Raw genomic sequence first — 16,184 nt, forward strand, 5'->3', positions numbered from 1 at the left:
GTAAAATTAGTTTTGGTGAATTAAAAAACCTTTCTATATTTGCACAGCAATTAAGACATAGACCCATGGTGTAACGGTAGCACATCGGTTTTTGGTGCCGCTAGTTGGGGTTCGAATCCCTGTGGGTCTACAAAAGTCTTATGCCTCGATAAGCAATTGTTGAGGCATTTTTATCTAACTTAGTTAAGAGAAAAGTTGCAAAAATTGAAATAAAATTTAGTCAGACCCATGGTGTAACGGTAGCACATCGGTTTTTGGTGCCGCTAGTTGGGGTTCGAATCCCTGTGGGTCTACAATTTTTTCTTTTCAATTTTTAACATAATAATCATGGACAGACCCATGGTGTAACGGTAGCACATCGGTTTTTGGTGCCGCTAGTTGGGGTTCGAATCCCTGTGGGTCTACAGATTTTAAGCTTCAATAATTTTATTGAAGCTTTTTTTATACTATAAATTTTGTTATATTTATCATAATTGATTTAGTAAATGACATTAGAAAACATAATTTTAGAAGCTAAAAAAGGGAAACGAAATGCTCAGAACGCAGTGATAGAGGTTTTGTGGAACAAAGTTTATCATTATGTTTTTTCTAAAATCAGAAACGAAGAAGAAGCCGAAGACATCGCTATCGAAACGTTTACAAAGGTTTTTACAAAATTAAAATTATATAACGAAGATTTTGACTTTACAACTTGGGTGATTTCTATCGCACATAATACGATGATTGATCATATCAGAAAATCTCCAAAACTGAATATTTCTCTTGATGATGAAACAAAATTTTTAGAAATTTTAGAAGATCATCCCTCACCAGAAGAGCATTTGATTTTAAAACAAGATAATGACACGCTAATAAAGGCTATTGCAAAATTGAGAGAACCTTATCAAAAAATTATCGAACTGCGTTATATCGAAGATAAAACATATAAAGAGATTGCTGAAGAACTCAATTTAACCTTGCCAAATGTTAAAGTTCGACTTTTAAGAGCCAAACAATTGTTAACAGAGGTGATGCAAGATAATATTTAGTAAATTTATTCGTTGAAAATTTGTTGAAGAAAACCGAACCGAAAATGAAGAAGCACATATACCTTACAACAATTATTATCGCAAGTTTATTTTTGACGTCTTGTGGAAGTAGCAAAGTAACTTCGTATAAAAAAACTGGTTCTAAAAAAGTGTATACTTCGACCAAAAAAACAGAATCTACAGAGGTTTTTCGTTCTAAAAATGCTGATGATAGTGCGCCTCGTGATGTAAATAGAATTCTAAAAACGGCAAAATCTTACTTAGGAACACCTTATAAATATGGCGGAATTACGAAAACAGGCTTCGATTGTTCGGGATTGGTATATATAAGTTTCAAGGAAATGAATTTAGAATTGCCTCGTCGTTCGAGTGATCAGGCAGAATATGGAAAAGAAATTACGATTGAAAATGTAAAGATTGGAGATTTGATATTTTTTAATACTTCGGGGAATTCAATTTCTCATGTAGGTATTGTAGAAAGTATTAATCATGATGGTTCAATCAGTTTTGTGCATTCATCTACTTCAAAAGGTGTTATCATTTCTTCCCTTGACGAAAATTATTGGAAAACTAGATTTGTAAAAGCGGTTAGACTTTTATAACTTGACGTGTGCTTAAAAAAAGAACTATATTATTAACTTTTCTAGGATTACTATTTTTTAGTTTATCCATAGTTGTTAATGCTCAAGAAGATAGTGTAAAAATTGATACTGTTAGAATTGAGAATAAAAATCATTCTAAGTTTAGAAAATTTTATCAAAAATTATTATTTAAGAAAAAACCAACGAGTTTTCCTATTCAGCCCAATAATGATGTGGATGATGGAAAATATCAAGGTAAAATCATTCGAAATATTTACTACAAAACACAAGATCCGTTTGGATATTCTTTGCAGGATACGACAAAAAAACCGACAAGATGGATTGAAAGAGCTGGAAATACATTGCATGGAAAATCCAAAAAATTTGTGTTGCGCCAAAATATGTTGTTAAAGCCTGGAGATAGATATGATTCTGTTAAGGCAGCGGAATCCGAGCGTTTGATTCGTACCAATCGTTCTATTCGTCGAGTAGAGATTAAGGAAGAAGCTGTGGGAAATGATTCGGTTGATTTGTATGTTAATTCAATTGATTCTTGGAGTATGTTTATTACAGGTTCGGTTTCGAGTTCGAAAGCTGGGATTCGCGTTAGAGAGCGAAATTTTTTAGGTTTAGGACATGTGTTTGATAATCGTTATCGTCACAATTACAAAACAGGAAATTCGTTATATCAATTTAATTATACGGTTCCAAATATTGCTCAAACTCGAATTATTGGGAATGTACGTTATTTCAAAAATGAAGACAATCATTATACAAAATCAATCAGTTTTGTACGACCTTTTTATTCGCCATTAGCGCATTATGCGGGTGGAGTTTCAGTTGGACAAGTGTATTTTAAAGATTCATTAGACTTCGAAAAACCTATTTTGGTTGATAATCATTTCAAATATAATTACCAAGATTATTGGTTGGCAAGAGCGTTTAGAATTGATGATGGTCATTCAGAAAATATTACCAATTTTATTGTCTCAGGGAGATTTTATGATCGATCTTATACCGAAACACCAACTCCGGAAAACGATCCTGTGAACTTTTTTTCTGACCAAACGAATTATTTAGTAGGGATAGGAATTTCTTCGAAACGATATATCAAAACAAAATATATTTTCAATTATGATATTGAAGAAGATATTGCGATAGGAAAATCATTGGGAATTATAGGAGGTATTCAAAATATTCGCCAAACTGATCGTTATTATCTTGGCGGAAAAGCTTCTGCTGGAGGTTTCTTAAATACTGGTTTTTGGGGATTTGGAGTAGAGTTTGGAGGATTTTTTAATAAAGGAAAATTTGAACAAAAAACGCTATCAGTAGAATTACAATATATGGCAAAATTGATAAGTTGGGGAAAATGGAAGTTCAGAAACTTCATGAAAACTAATTATCTTTTGGGACATGATCGTTTAGATTCTCCTGCAGATCAACTTTCGCTTCATGAACATGATTATTTGGGAATGGCAGGTTTCAAATCGGATAGAGGATTAACAGGTCAACAGAAATTAATGTTCGAGTATCAATTGCAATCCTATACACCTTACGAGTTTTTAGGATTTCGTATTTCGCCATTTTTCAATGCGATGGTTGCGGCAATTGGAGATAACAAAAAATTTATACTGAATAATAACCCAATTTATTCGCGTTTTAGTTTGGGGGTGATGTTGACAAATGATTATTTTGTGTTTAATAATATCAGGTTTTCATTGTCGTATTATCCTTCAATTCCTGGACAAGGTGATAATCTAATCAAGACAAATTTGATTGATAATAGAGATTATCAAATGATGGATTTCGACTTCTCAAAACCAAATTATATTCGTTGGAATAGGTGGGATTAAGACATAAAAAAAGCTTGAAGATTTCTTCAAGCTTTTTTTATGTCTTATATTTTTATTTCACTTGTCTGGAAACGATCCAAGAAACCAAGCTTCCCAGACCTAAAACAGTCACTATAACTGCAACAAAGTTTTCGACAGAAAAGATAAATGGAAACGGAACAGTTGGCGAAGCCATAACCAAACCAAAATCTATTTGTAATAATCCAATAACAGAGGCGATTAATAAACCTGTTGTCATCGCAATAAAGGTGATAATAAAACCAGTTTGGAAGAAAATATTACGAATGTTTTTTCGTGATAATCCAAAACTATACATCGTCTGAATTTCTTTCTTTTTATCCAAAATCAAGATAATAATTGTTCCTGCCAAATTGAAACATGCAATAATAATGACTAACGTGAAAATCAAATAACTGATTAAATTTTCCATATTCATTACTTTCAAGAAAGCTGAATCTAAATCTTGTCTGGTTTCGATTTTATAATGAGAACCCAATGCTTTTTGAAGTTGAATTTTCACTTCGTTAAACGATTTTTTTCCAGTCGTTTTTACTTCAATCGAATAACACTGATTTTCGTTTAACAACAATAATTCTTGCGCCAAACCTAAAGTTGTAAAGACGTGTTTGTCGTATTGTTCGTTCAAAATAAACACGCCAACGCTATATGCATCTTTGCGAGTAAAAGCATCGCTTTCTTGTTTTATTAAACCTGTTCCAGCTTTTGGCATCATCAAATCTGCTGGCGTTATCGGATCGATATAAAGTTGTAAACGCTCTGCAATTCCATTCGAAACAATAAAATTATCATCGCGATTAAAATCTAAATATTGTCCACCATAAATCACCGTATCTAAACGCGTAACTTTGGTAAAGTTTTCGTCAACACCTTTCAAATAGGCAATATCTTGCTTTCCTTTGTAATCGATGTAGACTTTTTCTTCGATGATTTTAGAAAAAGCTTTGACGTCTTTTTGTTGCTTTAATTGATCCACAACAAAAGTTAAACTATCTAATACTTTTCCTTTCGAAGGAGAAATTTTAATTTCAGGATTTACATTGCTATAATACTTTAAATTCATTTTTTCTAATCCCGAAAAAACGGATAAAATAATAAACAAAGCCGCTGTAGCTACCAAAATAGCACCAACAGCAATCGATGTAATAATGTTTACAGCGTTTGTATTCGTTTTCGAAAAAATGTAGCGTTTCGCAATGTAAAGTGAAATGTTTCTCATTATAAGATTGGATTATTTCCTTCTCCTCTTAGCGCTTTGTCGATTTTATCCATTTCGTCTAACGAATTATCTAAAATGAAAATTAATTCTGGTGTAATACGCATTTGTTTAGAAGCACTTTTTGATAAAATTCCTCTAAATAATGGTGTATTAACTCTAATTTCTTTAAAAATTTCGTCTTTTTGAGTACTTGGAAAAATACTTACATAGATTTTAGAAACGCTCAAATCTGGTGTTACTTTTACTTCTGTAACACTAATCAAATTTCCAGGGAATTCCTTTACAGCCCATTTTCTAAAAGCTTCTGCTAATTCTTCTTGAAATAATTTACTTACTTTTTGTTGTCTATTGCTATCCAATTCTATTCATTTTTATGAGACCGTAAAATTACTGCATTTTTTCGTGATTAAAAACATTGATGAATTGAATTAAGTTCTTTGTAAATTTGTTTTAATGAAAAAAGATATCGAAACTTCAGAAGATGTTGCTTTATTGGTAAATACGTTTTATGATAAAGTGCAAAAAGATGACGTAATTGGTTACTTTTTTTCGGAAGTTGCAAAGGTAAATTGGGACGAACATTTGCCACATATGATTCAGTTTTGGGAAACTGTTTTGTTAGGAAAAGCAACTTTTGAAGGCTGGCCAATGCGAACACATTTGGTTTTGAGTCAAAAGGAGAAATTAAAACCACACCATTTCGAGCGTTGGATTGAATTATGGTACGGAATAATTGACGAAAATTTTGAAGGAGAAATAGCAAATGAAGCAAAAAATCGAGCAAAAATTATGCGTGATTTAATTCTTTTCAAAATTGACCAAATGGAACAAAAACAAGGATTTATTCAATAAAAAAATGCAACTTCATAAAAGTTGCATTTTTTTATTATTAAGATATGATTGAAAAATTATTTCGCAATCATGATTAATTTTTTATTGATAAATTCCATAATTCCAGCTTTAGAAAGCTCTCGTCCGTAACCTGAATGTTTAACACCTCCGAAAGGTAAATCTGGGCTTGATGAAACTTGTTTGTTTACGTAAACCATTCCCGAATCTATTCTACGAGCGATTTTCTCCGCATTCGGAACATCTTCTGTGTAAATAGAAGCACCTAATCCATAAGGCGTGTCATTCGCAATTTTGATTGCTTCTTCTACATCTTTCACTTTCCAAATACAAACCACAGGTCCAAAAACTTCTTCGTCATAAGCCTTCATTCCAGGTTTTAAATCTGTCAAAATTGTTGGTTGTAAAAAGAAACCATCACGATTAATACGTTTTCCTCCTGAAACAATTGTTGCTCCTTTATTAGCTGAATCATTAATTTGATCCAATAATTTTTCTAATGCACTTTCCGAACTTACAGGTCCCATGTTGGTATCTGTCTGTGTAGGATCACCAACTTTCATTCCGTTTACATAATCCGTAATTTTTTTCAAATATTCGTCGTAAATACCTTCTTGTACAATAATACGTTTCGAAGAAGTACACGCTTGTCCAGCATTACGTAAACGACCATTAATTGTTCCGTTCATCACTTTTTCGATATCCGCATCATTCAAAACAATCATTGGATCAGAACCACCAAGTTCTAAAACCGAAGGTTTTACATTTTTACCAGCGATACTTGCAACCTCTGCACCAGCGGCTTCGGAACCAGTTAAAGAAACACCAACAATTTTTGGATTATTGATAATTGTATCTGTGTCTTTTCCTGACATCAACAAGTTTTTATACAAACCTTTTGGAGCGCCAGCAGCTGTAAACATTTCTTCGAAAGCGATTCCACATTGCGGAATATTAGAAGCCGTTTTCAAAACAACTGTGTTACCAGCCATAATGTGAGGTCCAGCAAAACGCGCAATTTGAGAAAAAGGAAAATTCCAAGGCATAACACCTAACAACACACCAATTGGTTCTGAAACCACATAAGCGTCACCTTTTTCTGTTTGTAAAGGAACATTTGCTAAGAATTCTTCTGCATTATCAGCGTAATATTCGATAATATTTGCACTGTAATCAATCTCGATTTCGCTCTCATACAATGGTTTTCCCATTTCTGTTGTAATCAAAGCAGCTAATCGAGTTTTTTGCTTGCGCATTTCGTTTGCGACACGTTTCATTACAGCTTTTCTTTCTTCGAAAGATTCGAATCGCCATGTTTGATATAATTCGTTTGCGTCGTCTATATATTGATTGATTTCTTCGCTTGTGTAGGCTTGAAATTCTTTTTCTATTTTACCTGTAGCAGGATTTAATGTTCTGATTGAACTTGCCATTTCACTCTTTATTTAATGTATACAAAGTTGTAGCAATTCTCGTTCCTAACAAAACTTTTAGGATAAATAAAACTGATAGTTTGTTGAATAAAACTAAATGTAGTTGATTGTTTAGTTTTTATATTAATTTGAGCTAGATGATTGTTTGCTGAATTAAGAAATTTCTATTTTCGAAATGCTTAAGGTTTTAGATTCCTTGACAAATTTGATAAAACAATTAATTGTAGCAGAAACCATTCTGAACTCGTTTCAGAATCACATATATAATTAATAAAATAAATTTAAAAAATAACGATTTCTACATCTAGTTTGTTGATTATCGTTAAATTATCTATTATAAAAAAATATAATGATCTCAAGCTGAAATAAATTCAGCTTGAGATAATATTTATTAATGAAAATTATTTTCTAAAACGGTAAATTATCGTCGTCGTTGTTCATTGAACTTGTGAATTCTCCGCCAAAATCTCCAAAAGCATCAGAAGGATCAATAGCAGATAAATTCATTGCACTTCCCATTTCTTGAGAACCATCATTCATCGAACTTTGAATTTCGAAATCTCCACCAAATGAAGTTTCTAAATCGGTAAATTTAGCTTGTTCATTAATGAATCGTAAACGTACATTTTCTAACGCACCATTACGGTGTTTTGCAATGATAAACTCAGCTTGCCCAGCACAAGGTTCACTTTCATCATCCCAATATTCCAATTTATAATATTCGGGACGATAAATAAAAGAAACGATATCGGCATCTTGCTCAATCGCTCCAGATTCACGTAAATCCGAAAGTAAAGGGCGTTTACTCCCTCCACGAGTTTCTACCGAACGAGACAACTGCGAAAGTGCAATAACAGGAATACTTAATTCTTTCGCAATCGCTTTTAAGGAACGCGAAATCATCGAAATCTCTTGCTCACGGTTTCCATTTGCTTTTCCACCAGCAGTCATCAACTGCAAGTAGTCAATCAAAATCATTTTTACACCATGTTGAGAAACCAAACGACGTGCTTTTGCTCTTAAATCGAAAATCGAAAGGGCAGGGGTGTCGTCAATATATAAAGGAGCATTTTCAAGACCTTTTACTTTTGTATATAATTGTTTCCATTCGTGATCGGCTAATTTTGCTTTACGCAATTTTTCACCCGAAATTCCAGTTTCACCTGAAATCATACGTGTAATCAACTGAACAGAAGACATCTCTAATGAAAAAACAGCAACTGGAATATTTTTGTCCACCGTCATATTTTTCGCCATCGAAAGGATAAAAGCGGTTTTCCCCATACCAGGACGAGCGGCTAAGATAATCAAATCCGATTCTTGCCAACCCGAAGTAATTTTATCAATTTCTGTAAATCCAGAAGATAAACCAGACATTCCTTCTTTGGTAGATTGGGCTTTAATTTTGTCAATCGCTTCTGTAACTAAATCTCTTGCTTCCGAATAACTACGCTTGATTCCACCTTCTGTAATTTCGAATAATTTCGATTCAGAATAATCCAGTAAATCAAATACATCGGCAGTATCATCGTATGATTTTTCAATGACTTGATTCGAAATTTCAATTAAACGACGAAGAATATATTTTTCTTGAATGACACGAGCATAATACTCCACGTGTGCAGAAGAAGAAACTTTTTGCGTTAATTGAATCAAATAATAATCACCTCCAACACGATCTAATTTGCCTTCACTTTTCAACTCATTCGAAACCGTTAATAAATCAATAGGTTCTGAATCGTTAAATAATTTTTGAATGACAGCATAAATCGCTTGATGCTCTGGACGATAAAAAACTTGCGGTGTAAGAATGTCAATGACTTCATCCAACCCTTTTTTATCAATCATCATCGCACCAAGTACAGCTTGCTCTAAATCAACAGCTTGTGGAGGAAGTTTACCTTTCTCTAAACCAATGACATTGTGCTTGTTAGCTGGTATTTCGGGATTATAATTTGCTTGTTCCATAAGAGTTTCAAAATTAAATAAAAAAACGAGATATAACTAATTTTATATCTCGTTTTAAAATTGTATATTCTACAATAAGTATTATTGTAAAACAATATTTTATCCTGAAAATTCTCCGAATTTGATGTAACGTTCTTGACGTTGTTGTTGTAATTCTTTTGGAGAAAGTTTTTTCAATTCGTTGTAAGTGTCTAAAACTTTATTTTTCAAGTTTGTGTACGCAACTTCTGGTTTGTAGTGTGCTCCACCAAGCGGTTCTTGAATGATATCTTCAATTAATCCTAATTCTAACATATCAGGACCAGTTAATTTCATTTGCGAAGCAGCTTGCTCTTTGTAATCCCAACTTCTCCATAAAATTGTAGAACAGTTTTCTGGTGAAATTACAGAATACCAAGTGTTTTCTAACATGAAAACTTTGTTTCCAACTCCAATTCCTAATGCTCCACCTGAAGCTCCTTCACCAATTACAATTGTAATGATAGGAACTGTAAGTTTCAACATTTCGTAGATGTTTTTAGCGATAGCTTCACCTTGACCTCTTTCTTCAGCTTCTAAACCAGGATATGCACCAGGAGTGTCAACTAAAGTCAAGACAGGAATATTAAACTTTTCTGCTAACTTCATCAATCGTAAAGCTTTGCGGTAACCATCTGGATTAGACATTCCGAAACGACGATATTGTCTTTCTTTGGTATTTTTCCCTTTTTGTTGACCAATAATCATAAAAGTTTGACCATTGATTTTTCCCATACCACCAACCATTGCTTTGTCGTCAGCAAAAGTTCTATCTCCGTGAATCTCGATAAACGTGTTATCTGTAATCGCGTAAGCGTAGTCTAAAGTATAAGGGCGAGAAGGATGACGAGACAATTGTACACGTTGCCATGGTGTTAAATTCCCATAGATTTCCTTCTTTTTATTTTCAATTGCAATTTCAATTTCAACGCAAGCCTGTTTGATGTTAACACCGCTTCCTTCGCCGACGATTTGACAGCTTTGTAACTGTTCTTCTAAATCTTTGATAGGTTGTTCAAATTCTAAATATTCCATACAAAAGTGTTTGTTCAATCCAACAAATATAGAAAAGGTTTTTAAGCCAATTATAATAAATGTCGAATGTTTTTCAGATTTTTTACAAGTATTTTAATTTCAAAAGATAAAAAAGCGTCTACAGATTAGACGCTTTCATCGTGTATTTGATCTAAAATTAAATTTTTTCGATAATCATTGCAGAAGCTCCACCGCCGCCATTACAGATAGCTGCACCTCCAATTTTTCCTCCGTTTTGCTCTAAAACGCTTAATAATGTAACCAAAATTCTTGATCCGGAATTTCCAAGTGGATGACCGATAGAAACCGCACCACCATTTACATTAACTTTAGAAGCATCAAGATTTAATAATTTAGTATTTGCAATTCCAACAACTGAAAAAGCTTCGTTAAATTCCCAGAAATCAACATCAGTAGCTTTCATATTTGCTTTTTTCAATAATTTTTCAACCGCTTTAGCTGGCGCAGTTGTAAATTTTGAAGGTTCTTGAGAAGCATCAGCATAAGCAATAACTTTTGCAAGAGGTTTTAATCCTAATTCGTTTGCTTTATCCAAAGACATTAATACTAAAGCAGAAGCTCCATCATTGATTGTAGATGCATTTGCAGCAGTTACAGTTCCGTCTTTAGAGAAAACTGCACGTAAACCTGGAACTTTATCAAAGTTTACATTTTTATATTCTTCATCTTCTTTAAAAATAACTGGTTCTCCTTTGCGTTGAGGAATTTCTACAGGAACAACTTCGTTGTTAAATTTTCCAGCAGCCCAAGCTGCAGCAGATTTTTTGTAAGAATTGATTGCAAATTCATCTTGTTCTTCACGAGAAATATTGAACTCAGTTGCACAAGTATCTCCAAAAAGTCCCATCATTTCTTTGCTGTAGTAATCTTGCAAACCATCGTTCACAATTCCATCTAACAAAACCGTATTTCCGTATTTATTTCCAGTTCTTGCATTTGGCGAATAAAAAGGAACCATTGACATGTTTTCCATTCCTCCAGCAACTACAACATCTGCATCACCCAAACGAATTGCTTGCGTAGCAAACATCACAGCTTTCATACCAGAAGCACAAACTTTGTTTACCGTTGTTGCAGGAATCGTATTTGGTAAACCTGCTTTTATCATTGCTTGCTTAGCAGGCGCTTGTCCTTCACCAGCTTGCAATACATTTCCCATATATACTTCATCAACCAAAGATCCATCTAAGTTGATTTTATCTAAAGCTCCTTTAATAGCTGTTGCGCCTAAATCTGTAGCTGGAACGTTAGATAAACTTCCCAAAAAAGATCCCATTGCTGTACGAACAGCTGAAACGATTACGACTTCTTTCATTTAATTGTGATTTGTTGTTTTTATTATGATAACTTAATAATGCAAGATATAAAATTTATAGTAGTATTAATTTGATTTACTTTTTAAAGATTTTTTAAATTTGTTGTTGACTTAATACAGATAATTGATTTTTTTTGTTAAAATGATAATTATCTTAGAATAGAATATTTTTTGGATGATAAAATGATTAAAATGCTGAAGATAAAAATGATATTATTTGGTTTGATTTCGTGTTTTGCAATTGCAATCGGAAATGCGCAAACCTTTGATCAAAAATATTTTAAAACAATTTTAGATTCACTTACGTCAAATTCGTTTGCTGGTAGAGGTTATGTAGAAAATGGAATGACAAATGCTGGAATTTATTTACAAAACGAATTTCAAAAAAATGAATTGAAATCTTTTTCTAGTAATTATAATCAAATGTTTACTTTTCCGATTAATGTTATTAAAGATGCAAAACTGAAAATTAATGGAAAAGAATTGAAATATGGAATAGATTTTATTGTAAAACCAAGTTCTAAATCAATTTCGAAAACGAATTTACCTTTTTATATTTTTGACACAAAAGCCTATATCGAATCTTTTCAATCGAAAGATAAAACGAGAGATTTTATTGTGAAAGATGATGAATTGCAAAAAGGGAAACATATTATTTTGCCGCCTTTAGTGACTTCTGTGGATTCTATTCAGAAATATTACAAACAATGGGCGAATATTTATGAGAAAGATGAGAATCAAAATCGGGCGATTTTTAGATTTACTTCAGATAAATTAACATCAAGTCTTAGTCAGCGACAATCTTCGATTTCAGAATTTATTATTTCAGATAAATTTTATTCTAAAAATTTAAAAATAAACGATTATTCTATTGATTCAGAATTGAATAATTCATTCGAGGCAAATAATATAATTGGTTATATTGACGGAAAAAATAATGATAGCTTAATTGTGATTTCGGCTCATTATGATCATTTAGGGAAAGTTGGACAAACTATTTTTCCTGGAGCGAGTGATAATGCGAGCGGAACAGCGATGATGATGACACTGATGAAGTATTATTCGAAACATCAACCTAATTACAGAACGGTTTTTACGGCTTTTGCTGGTGAAGAAGCGGGAATTTTAGGTGCAGATTATTATGTCAATCATCCACTTTTTCCATTAAGTCAAATCAAATTTCTTGTAAACCTAGATATTATGGGAGCTGGAGATCAGGGAATTCAGGTTGTGAATGGTAAAGTTTTTAAAAATCAATTTGAAAAATTAGTTGAATTAAATCTAACAAATAAATATCTAAAAGAAGTTAAAACTCGAGGAGAATCATGTAATTCTGATCATTGCCCGTTTTATCTAAAAGGAGTTCCGTCGTTTTTTATTTACACATTAGGAGGAAAAGGATTTTATCATGATCCCAATGATACAGCTGAAAGTTTGGATTTGAGTTACTCCGAAAAAGTATATAATTTGTTGAAAGATTTTATAAATAAGCTATAAAAAAATAATCCGTTCAAAGTGAACGGATTACTAACCAACCTAAACTACTATAAAAAACTCTAAAAAGTAAAAAGAGTGCGAGTAATTTCAAACTTCATAAATCAATTTCGTTATACTCGTTGCTACTCTTTGTCTTACTATCTATGAATAAATTATTTGACACTGCAAATGTCTAACTTTTATGTCTTATTTGGAGAAATTGTAAAAGATTTTATTTATAATAGATATAGAAAATATTTATATAAATCGTTTGTTGTCGGATATTAAACTTTATATTAACCCATTAAAAATAAACAATAATAGTTAAAGTGTAATTGTATGAAAGCGTACTTTAACACCTTTTTAACTATTTGTTTACGAAAATATGATGAAATGATAAGATTTGAAATCTTTTCAACTAAATTTGATTTTTGAATCGTAAAGACTTCATAAATTTAAACAAATTTTAAACCAAAACGCCAAAATGAGACTTTTTTTATTGGTTTTTTCCTTACATATTGTGTTATTTGTTGATGCGCAAAATGTTAACCCAAATCAAATTCGAACAAAAATTTACGATACTATTTTACAAGATATCCAAAAACAAAGTTTAGAATTTCCGAACAAAAAAATTGTGGTAGATCCTACGATTAATAAGTTTGAAGATTATAAAATGGACGAATTTGGGCTGAAATTAGATTCGGCGAAATATCTACAAGACACTTCAATTTGTTCTAAATTAACAACCTATAAATGCGTTTCGAAATTTGAGATTGATAATTATTCGATTGCCAATGTTTACAAAGATGAAGAAGATGCGCTATATCCTGACTTTTATGGAATTTATGCACCAATTGATTCGTGGTACAATTTGATTTATTATGCGGCTGTTAATCATTTTGAGAAGGATAGAGAATTTCAATTTAACGTCTTAATTCCAGTTCGAAATGTGCAAATGAAAAATAAAACGATGAAGGAAAAAATGTTCTTTTATAACGTTTTGTTTGATGAGCAATTTAAGATTCTAAAATTTGAAAAATTATTATTAAAACATTAAAATTCAATCAGAAAAGTTGTAAATTAGCAAGACTCAAATTTTTAATTGATGTTAAACGTTAGCGCTTATATAGACGAGCTTTTGCAGTTATCAAAAGGCAATTTACGGATTTGCCGTATGAATTGGTGGCTTTTAAAATACGAAGATGAATTTGAGAAAGCAATAGAACAAACGTCTTGTAAAAAGTGGCAAAGATGGCTTTATAATGGAGAACATCCATATCCATGTGTTTGTCCAAAGCGCGAAAAATTATGCGTTTTTATCGATTTATATCGTGAATTGGATCGTTTGACACAAGTGCAACGTTTAGAGAATTTTTTTCACGAATATTTTCAAAAATTTGAGTTGATTAAAGATTCAAAAGAATCTTTAAAAAATTGGATGAATGATATTCGTCCAACGATTTCCTCTATTTATTTATTATTGGATAAGAATGATAATCTAAAAATTAGATTTTATAATTCGGATCCAGTTTTGGAAGTGAATATCAATAAAAATGATTATAAATACACTTTGTTGTGTTTGGATATTTTTAACTACAACATGTATGTAAGAGGCATGTAAATGAAAAGAGAGTTGACAAAATCAACTCTCTTTTTTATGAAATAATAGATTAAATATGGCTTATTTAATTAAACCAATTTCTCTTAAACGCTGAGTCAAGAAATCTCCAGCTGTAATATCTTCAAATTGTTTTGGATTTTCTTCTGTTACACAATCTTCTAAAACAGATAAATCCATTTCAGAAACTGGATGCATAAAGAATGGAATAGAAAAACGAGATGTTCCCCATAATTCTTTCTCTGGATTAACCACTTGGTGAATTGTTGATTTTAATCTGTTGTTTGTGTGACGAGATAACATATCACCAACATTAATCACCAATTCGTCGTCAGCAGCAATAGCATCAACCCAAGTTCCATCGTGACGTTGCACTTGTAATCCACGACCTTGCGCTCCCATTAACAATGTAATCAGGTTAATATCACCGTGGGCACCAGCACGAACTGCATCTTTAGGCTCTTCTGTGATAGGAGGATAGTGAATTGCTCTCAAAATAGAGTTTCCGTTTTTTACTTTATCATCAAAGTAAAACTCGTCTAAACCTAAGAATAAAGCCAAAGCACGTAAAACGTAAACTCCTGTTTTTTCTAATTGTTTGTATGTTTCTTCACCATAAGTGTTAAAACCTGGAACTTCATTTACATCAACATTTTCTGGATAGTTGTATTTCGCTTTATCTTCTTCAGATAAATACTGTCCAAAATGCCAAAATTCTTTCAAGTCACCAACAGTTCTACCTTTTGCATGTTCGTTACCGAAAGCTGTATAACCGCGTTGACCACCAATTCCTTCAACTACATAACTTTGTTTTGTTTCTGTAGGTAAAGCGTAAAATTCGCGAACGCTTTTATATAAATTTTCAACTAATTCGTCAGATAAAAAATGTCCTTTCAAAGCAACGAATCCTATTTCTTCGTATGCTTTACCAATTTCGTTGACAAATTTTTGTTTTCTTGCAGGATCATCAGATAAAAAGTCTGCTAAATTAACCGATGGAATTCCGTTTTGTGACATTTATATTTTGTTTTATAAAATTTCTTCAGCAAAGGTATAGAAAGATTTCTTTTGTGAATAATATTGTTAATAACTTTTTTAATCAACTGTTGGTTTGATGCAAAACTAAGTCGTTTAAATGGTTCTAATTGTTTAAAATATTAATTATAAGTAAAATATGATTTTAAACATAGGTTTTGATAATTTCTATCTTGATAAATATAATTTATTAAAATTACATTATAAATAGTTATTAATAATAGTTGTTTTAAATAATATGAATTAATTTTAAGAATATGAAGAAATATTTATTTGTATTTTTTGTTTGTATTAGCATAATGTTGTTTTCACAAGAGTCTATAAAAACTCCTTTGATATATCTAAGTTGTAAAAAAGTTGAACAGAAGGGAAATGAGGAGTTGAATAAATGTTTTAAACAAAATTTTAGAAAAGATTTTTATAAAATGGTAAGCATGGAATTAAGGTCGAGAAACTTAATTACGAATTACCTTCTTAAAGCTAAATTCAATTTTATTTTTGATGAAAATGGTATAATTTCTATTTCTGATTTTGAAGGAAGTGAGGACACGAAAGATATTGTAGAAAAGTCTTTATTTAGGTTAAATGAGAGAATTAAAGGAGGTAAATATAAAATTATTCCAGCAAAGAATAATGAAGGAGAATATATAGAAACCACTATAAAAATTCCATTTCAATATGCATTTGTGAGAAGTTAATTATTAATCTTCTTTC

The 16,184-nt window shown here is 31.7% G+C and carries 15 protein-coding genes and 3 tRNA genes; 11 read left to right on the forward strand and 7 right to left on the reverse strand.

Features of this window, described 5'->3' with window-relative positions; genetic code table 11:
• Nucleotides 1-59 precede the first annotated feature (59 nt).
• From FH779_RS04315 to FH779_RS04340, 6 genes are all read left to right on the forward strand, one after another.
• A tRNA-Gln gene (locus FH779_RS04315) sits at nt 60-130 on the forward strand.
• A 92-nt stretch (nt 131-222) separates the two neighbouring features.
• Nucleotides 223-293: transfer RNA gene (locus tag FH779_RS04320), tRNA-Gln, on the forward strand.
• A 40-nt stretch (nt 294-333) separates the two neighbouring features.
• Nucleotides 334-404 (forward strand) — tRNA-Gln (locus FH779_RS04325).
• 81 nt (nt 405-485) lie between these two features.
• The gene (locus tag FH779_RS04330; protein WP_180906191.1) at nt 486-1,028 is read left to right on the forward strand and encodes an RNA polymerase sigma factor; all 543 of its coding nucleotides are present in this window, start codon (nt 486-488) and stop codon (nt 1,026-1,028) included.
• Nucleotides 1,029-1,072: 44 nt separating this feature from the next.
• Nucleotides 1,073-1,630, forward strand: coding sequence for a C40 family peptidase (locus tag FH779_RS04335; RefSeq protein WP_180906192.1), 558 nt, complete (start codon nt 1,073-1,075; stop codon nt 1,628-1,630).
• Nucleotides 1,631-1,638: 8 nt separating this feature from the next.
• Nucleotides 1,639-3,465, forward strand: a complete 1,827-nt coding sequence (locus FH779_RS04340) for a BamA/TamA family outer membrane protein (protein WP_180906193.1) — start codon at nt 1,639-1,641, stop codon at nt 3,463-3,465.
• Nucleotides 3,466-3,517: 52 nt separating this feature from the next.
• On the opposite strand, the gene FH779_RS04345 is transcribed toward FH779_RS04340, so the two are convergent.
• A complete protein-coding gene (locus FH779_RS04345) occupies nt 3,518-4,702 on the reverse strand; it encodes an ABC transporter permease (protein WP_125349036.1) in 1,185 nt (394 codons plus the stop codon).
• Nucleotides 4,702-5,061 carry a 30S ribosome-binding factor RbfA gene (gene rbfA / locus FH779_RS04350; RefSeq protein ID WP_038334637.1) on the reverse strand — a complete coding sequence of 120 codons (360 nt, stop codon included), beginning with the start codon at nt 5,059-5,061 and terminating at the stop codon, nt 4,702-4,704. The genes FH779_RS04345 and rbfA overlap by 1 nt, the downstream gene beginning before the upstream one ends.
• 94 nt (nt 5,062-5,155) lie before the next feature.
• Between rbfA and FH779_RS04355 the strand changes: the two genes are divergently transcribed.
• A complete protein-coding gene (locus FH779_RS04355) occupies nt 5,156-5,554 on the forward strand; it encodes a group III truncated hemoglobin (protein ID WP_180906194.1) in 399 nt (132 codons plus the stop codon).
• A 56-nt stretch (nt 5,555-5,610) separates the two neighbouring features.
• Here the strand turns inward: FH779_RS04355 and FH779_RS04360 are convergent, their stop codons facing one another.
• The 4 genes from FH779_RS04360 to FH779_RS04375 all read right to left on the reverse strand — a co-directional run bounded on the left by FH779_RS04360 (nt 5,611) and on the right by FH779_RS04375 (nt 11,341).
• Nucleotides 5,611-6,984: an NAD-dependent succinate-semialdehyde dehydrogenase gene (locus FH779_RS04360; protein WP_180906195.1), complete on the reverse strand. Its 1,374-nt coding sequence runs from the start codon at nt 6,982-6,984 to the stop codon at nt 5,611-5,613.
• 408 nt (nt 6,985-7,392) lie between these two features.
• A complete protein-coding gene (gene dnaB, locus FH779_RS04365) occupies nt 7,393-8,952 on the reverse strand; it encodes a replicative DNA helicase (RefSeq protein ID WP_115001280.1) in 1,560 nt (519 codons plus the stop codon).
• Between the two features lie 99 nt (nt 8,953-9,051).
• On the reverse strand, nt 9,052-10,005 hold the full coding sequence (locus FH779_RS04370; RefSeq protein WP_038334644.1) for an acetyl-CoA carboxylase carboxyltransferase subunit alpha: 954 nt from the start codon (nt 10,003-10,005) through the stop codon (nt 9,052-9,054).
• Nucleotides 10,006-10,162: 157 nt separating this feature from the next.
• A complete protein-coding gene (locus tag FH779_RS04375) occupies nt 10,163-11,341 on the reverse strand; it encodes a thiolase family protein (RefSeq protein WP_180906196.1) in 1,179 nt (392 codons plus the stop codon).
• Between the two features lie 192 nt (nt 11,342-11,533).
• On the opposite strand from FH779_RS04375, the gene FH779_RS04380 reads away from it, so the two are divergent.
• From FH779_RS04380 to FH779_RS04390, 3 genes are all read left to right on the forward strand, one after another.
• On the forward strand, nt 11,534-12,838 hold the full coding sequence (locus tag FH779_RS04380; protein WP_180906197.1) for a M28 family metallopeptidase: 1,305 nt from the start codon (nt 11,534-11,536) through the stop codon (nt 12,836-12,838).
• A gap of 463 nt (nt 12,839-13,301) precedes the next feature.
• The gene (locus FH779_RS04385; RefSeq protein WP_180906198.1) at nt 13,302-13,874 is read left to right on the forward strand and encodes a hypothetical protein; all 573 of its coding nucleotides are present in this window, start codon (nt 13,302-13,304) and stop codon (nt 13,872-13,874) included.
• Between the two features lie 117 nt (nt 13,875-13,991).
• A complete protein-coding gene (locus FH779_RS04390) occupies nt 13,992-14,438 on the forward strand; it encodes a hypothetical protein (RefSeq protein ID WP_115001277.1) in 447 nt (148 codons plus the stop codon).
• A 60-nt stretch (nt 14,439-14,498) separates the two neighbouring features.
• Here the strand turns inward: FH779_RS04390 and FH779_RS04395 are convergent, their stop codons facing one another.
• Nucleotides 14,499-15,452, reverse strand: a complete 954-nt coding sequence (locus tag FH779_RS04395; RefSeq protein WP_125349043.1) for an isopenicillin N synthase family dioxygenase — start codon at nt 15,450-15,452, stop codon at nt 14,499-14,501.
• A gap of 452 nt (nt 15,453-15,904) precedes the next feature.
• Between FH779_RS04395 and FH779_RS04400 the strand changes: the two genes are divergently transcribed.
• Nucleotides 15,905-16,168 carry an SH3 domain-containing protein gene (locus tag FH779_RS04400; RefSeq protein WP_180906199.1) on the forward strand — a complete coding sequence of 88 codons (264 nt, stop codon included), beginning with the start codon at nt 15,905-15,907 and terminating at the stop codon, nt 16,166-16,168.
• Nucleotides 16,169-16,184 lie beyond the last annotated feature (16 nt).

The organism is Empedobacter falsenii (assembly GCF_013488205.1).
In the GTDB taxonomy this organism is placed as follows: domain Bacteria; phylum Bacteroidota; class Bacteroidia; order Flavobacteriales; family Weeksellaceae; genus Empedobacter; species Empedobacter falsenii_C.

Coding starts and splice junctions, on each gene's coding strand:
- FH779_RS04400 (WP_180906199.1), top strand. CDS start 15,905: ATGGAATTAAGGTCGAGAAACTTAATTACGAATTACCTTCTTAAAGCT.
- FH779_RS04380 (WP_180906197.1), top strand. CDS start 11,534: ATGCTGAAGATAAAAATGATATTATTTGGTTTGATTTCGTGTTTTGCA.
- FH779_RS04360 (WP_180906195.1), bottom strand. CDS start 6,984: ATGGCAAGTTCAATCAGAACATTAAATCCTGCTACAGGTAAAATAGAA.
- dnaB (WP_115001280.1), bottom strand. CDS start 8,952: ATGGAACAAGCAAATTATAATCCCGAAATACCAGCTAACAAGCACAAT.
- FH779_RS04370 (WP_038334644.1), bottom strand. CDS start 10,005: ATGGAATATTTAGAATTTGAACAACCTATCAAAGATTTAGAAGAACAG.
- FH779_RS04330 (WP_180906191.1), top strand. CDS start 486: ATGACATTAGAAAACATAATTTTAGAAGCTAAAAAAGGGAAACGAAAT.
- FH779_RS04385 (WP_180906198.1), top strand. CDS start 13,302: ATGAGACTTTTTTTATTGGTTTTTTCCTTACATATTGTGTTATTTGTT.
- FH779_RS04395 (WP_125349043.1), bottom strand. CDS start 15,452: ATGTCACAAAACGGAATTCCATCGGTTAATTTAGCAGACTTTTTATCT.
- FH779_RS04335 (WP_180906192.1), top strand. CDS start 1,073: ATGAAGAAGCACATATACCTTACAACAATTATTATCGCAAGTTTATTT.
- FH779_RS04355 (WP_180906194.1), top strand. CDS start 5,156: ATGAAAAAAGATATCGAAACTTCAGAAGATGTTGCTTTATTGGTAAAT.
- FH779_RS04345 (WP_125349036.1), bottom strand. CDS start 4,702: ATGAGAAACATTTCACTTTACATTGCGAAACGCTACATTTTTTCGAAA.
- FH779_RS04375 (WP_180906196.1), bottom strand. CDS start 11,341: ATGAAAGAAGTCGTAATCGTTTCAGCTGTTCGTACAGCAATGGGATCT.
- FH779_RS04390 (WP_115001277.1), top strand. CDS start 13,992: ATGAATTGGTGGCTTTTAAAATACGAAGATGAATTTGAGAAAGCAATA.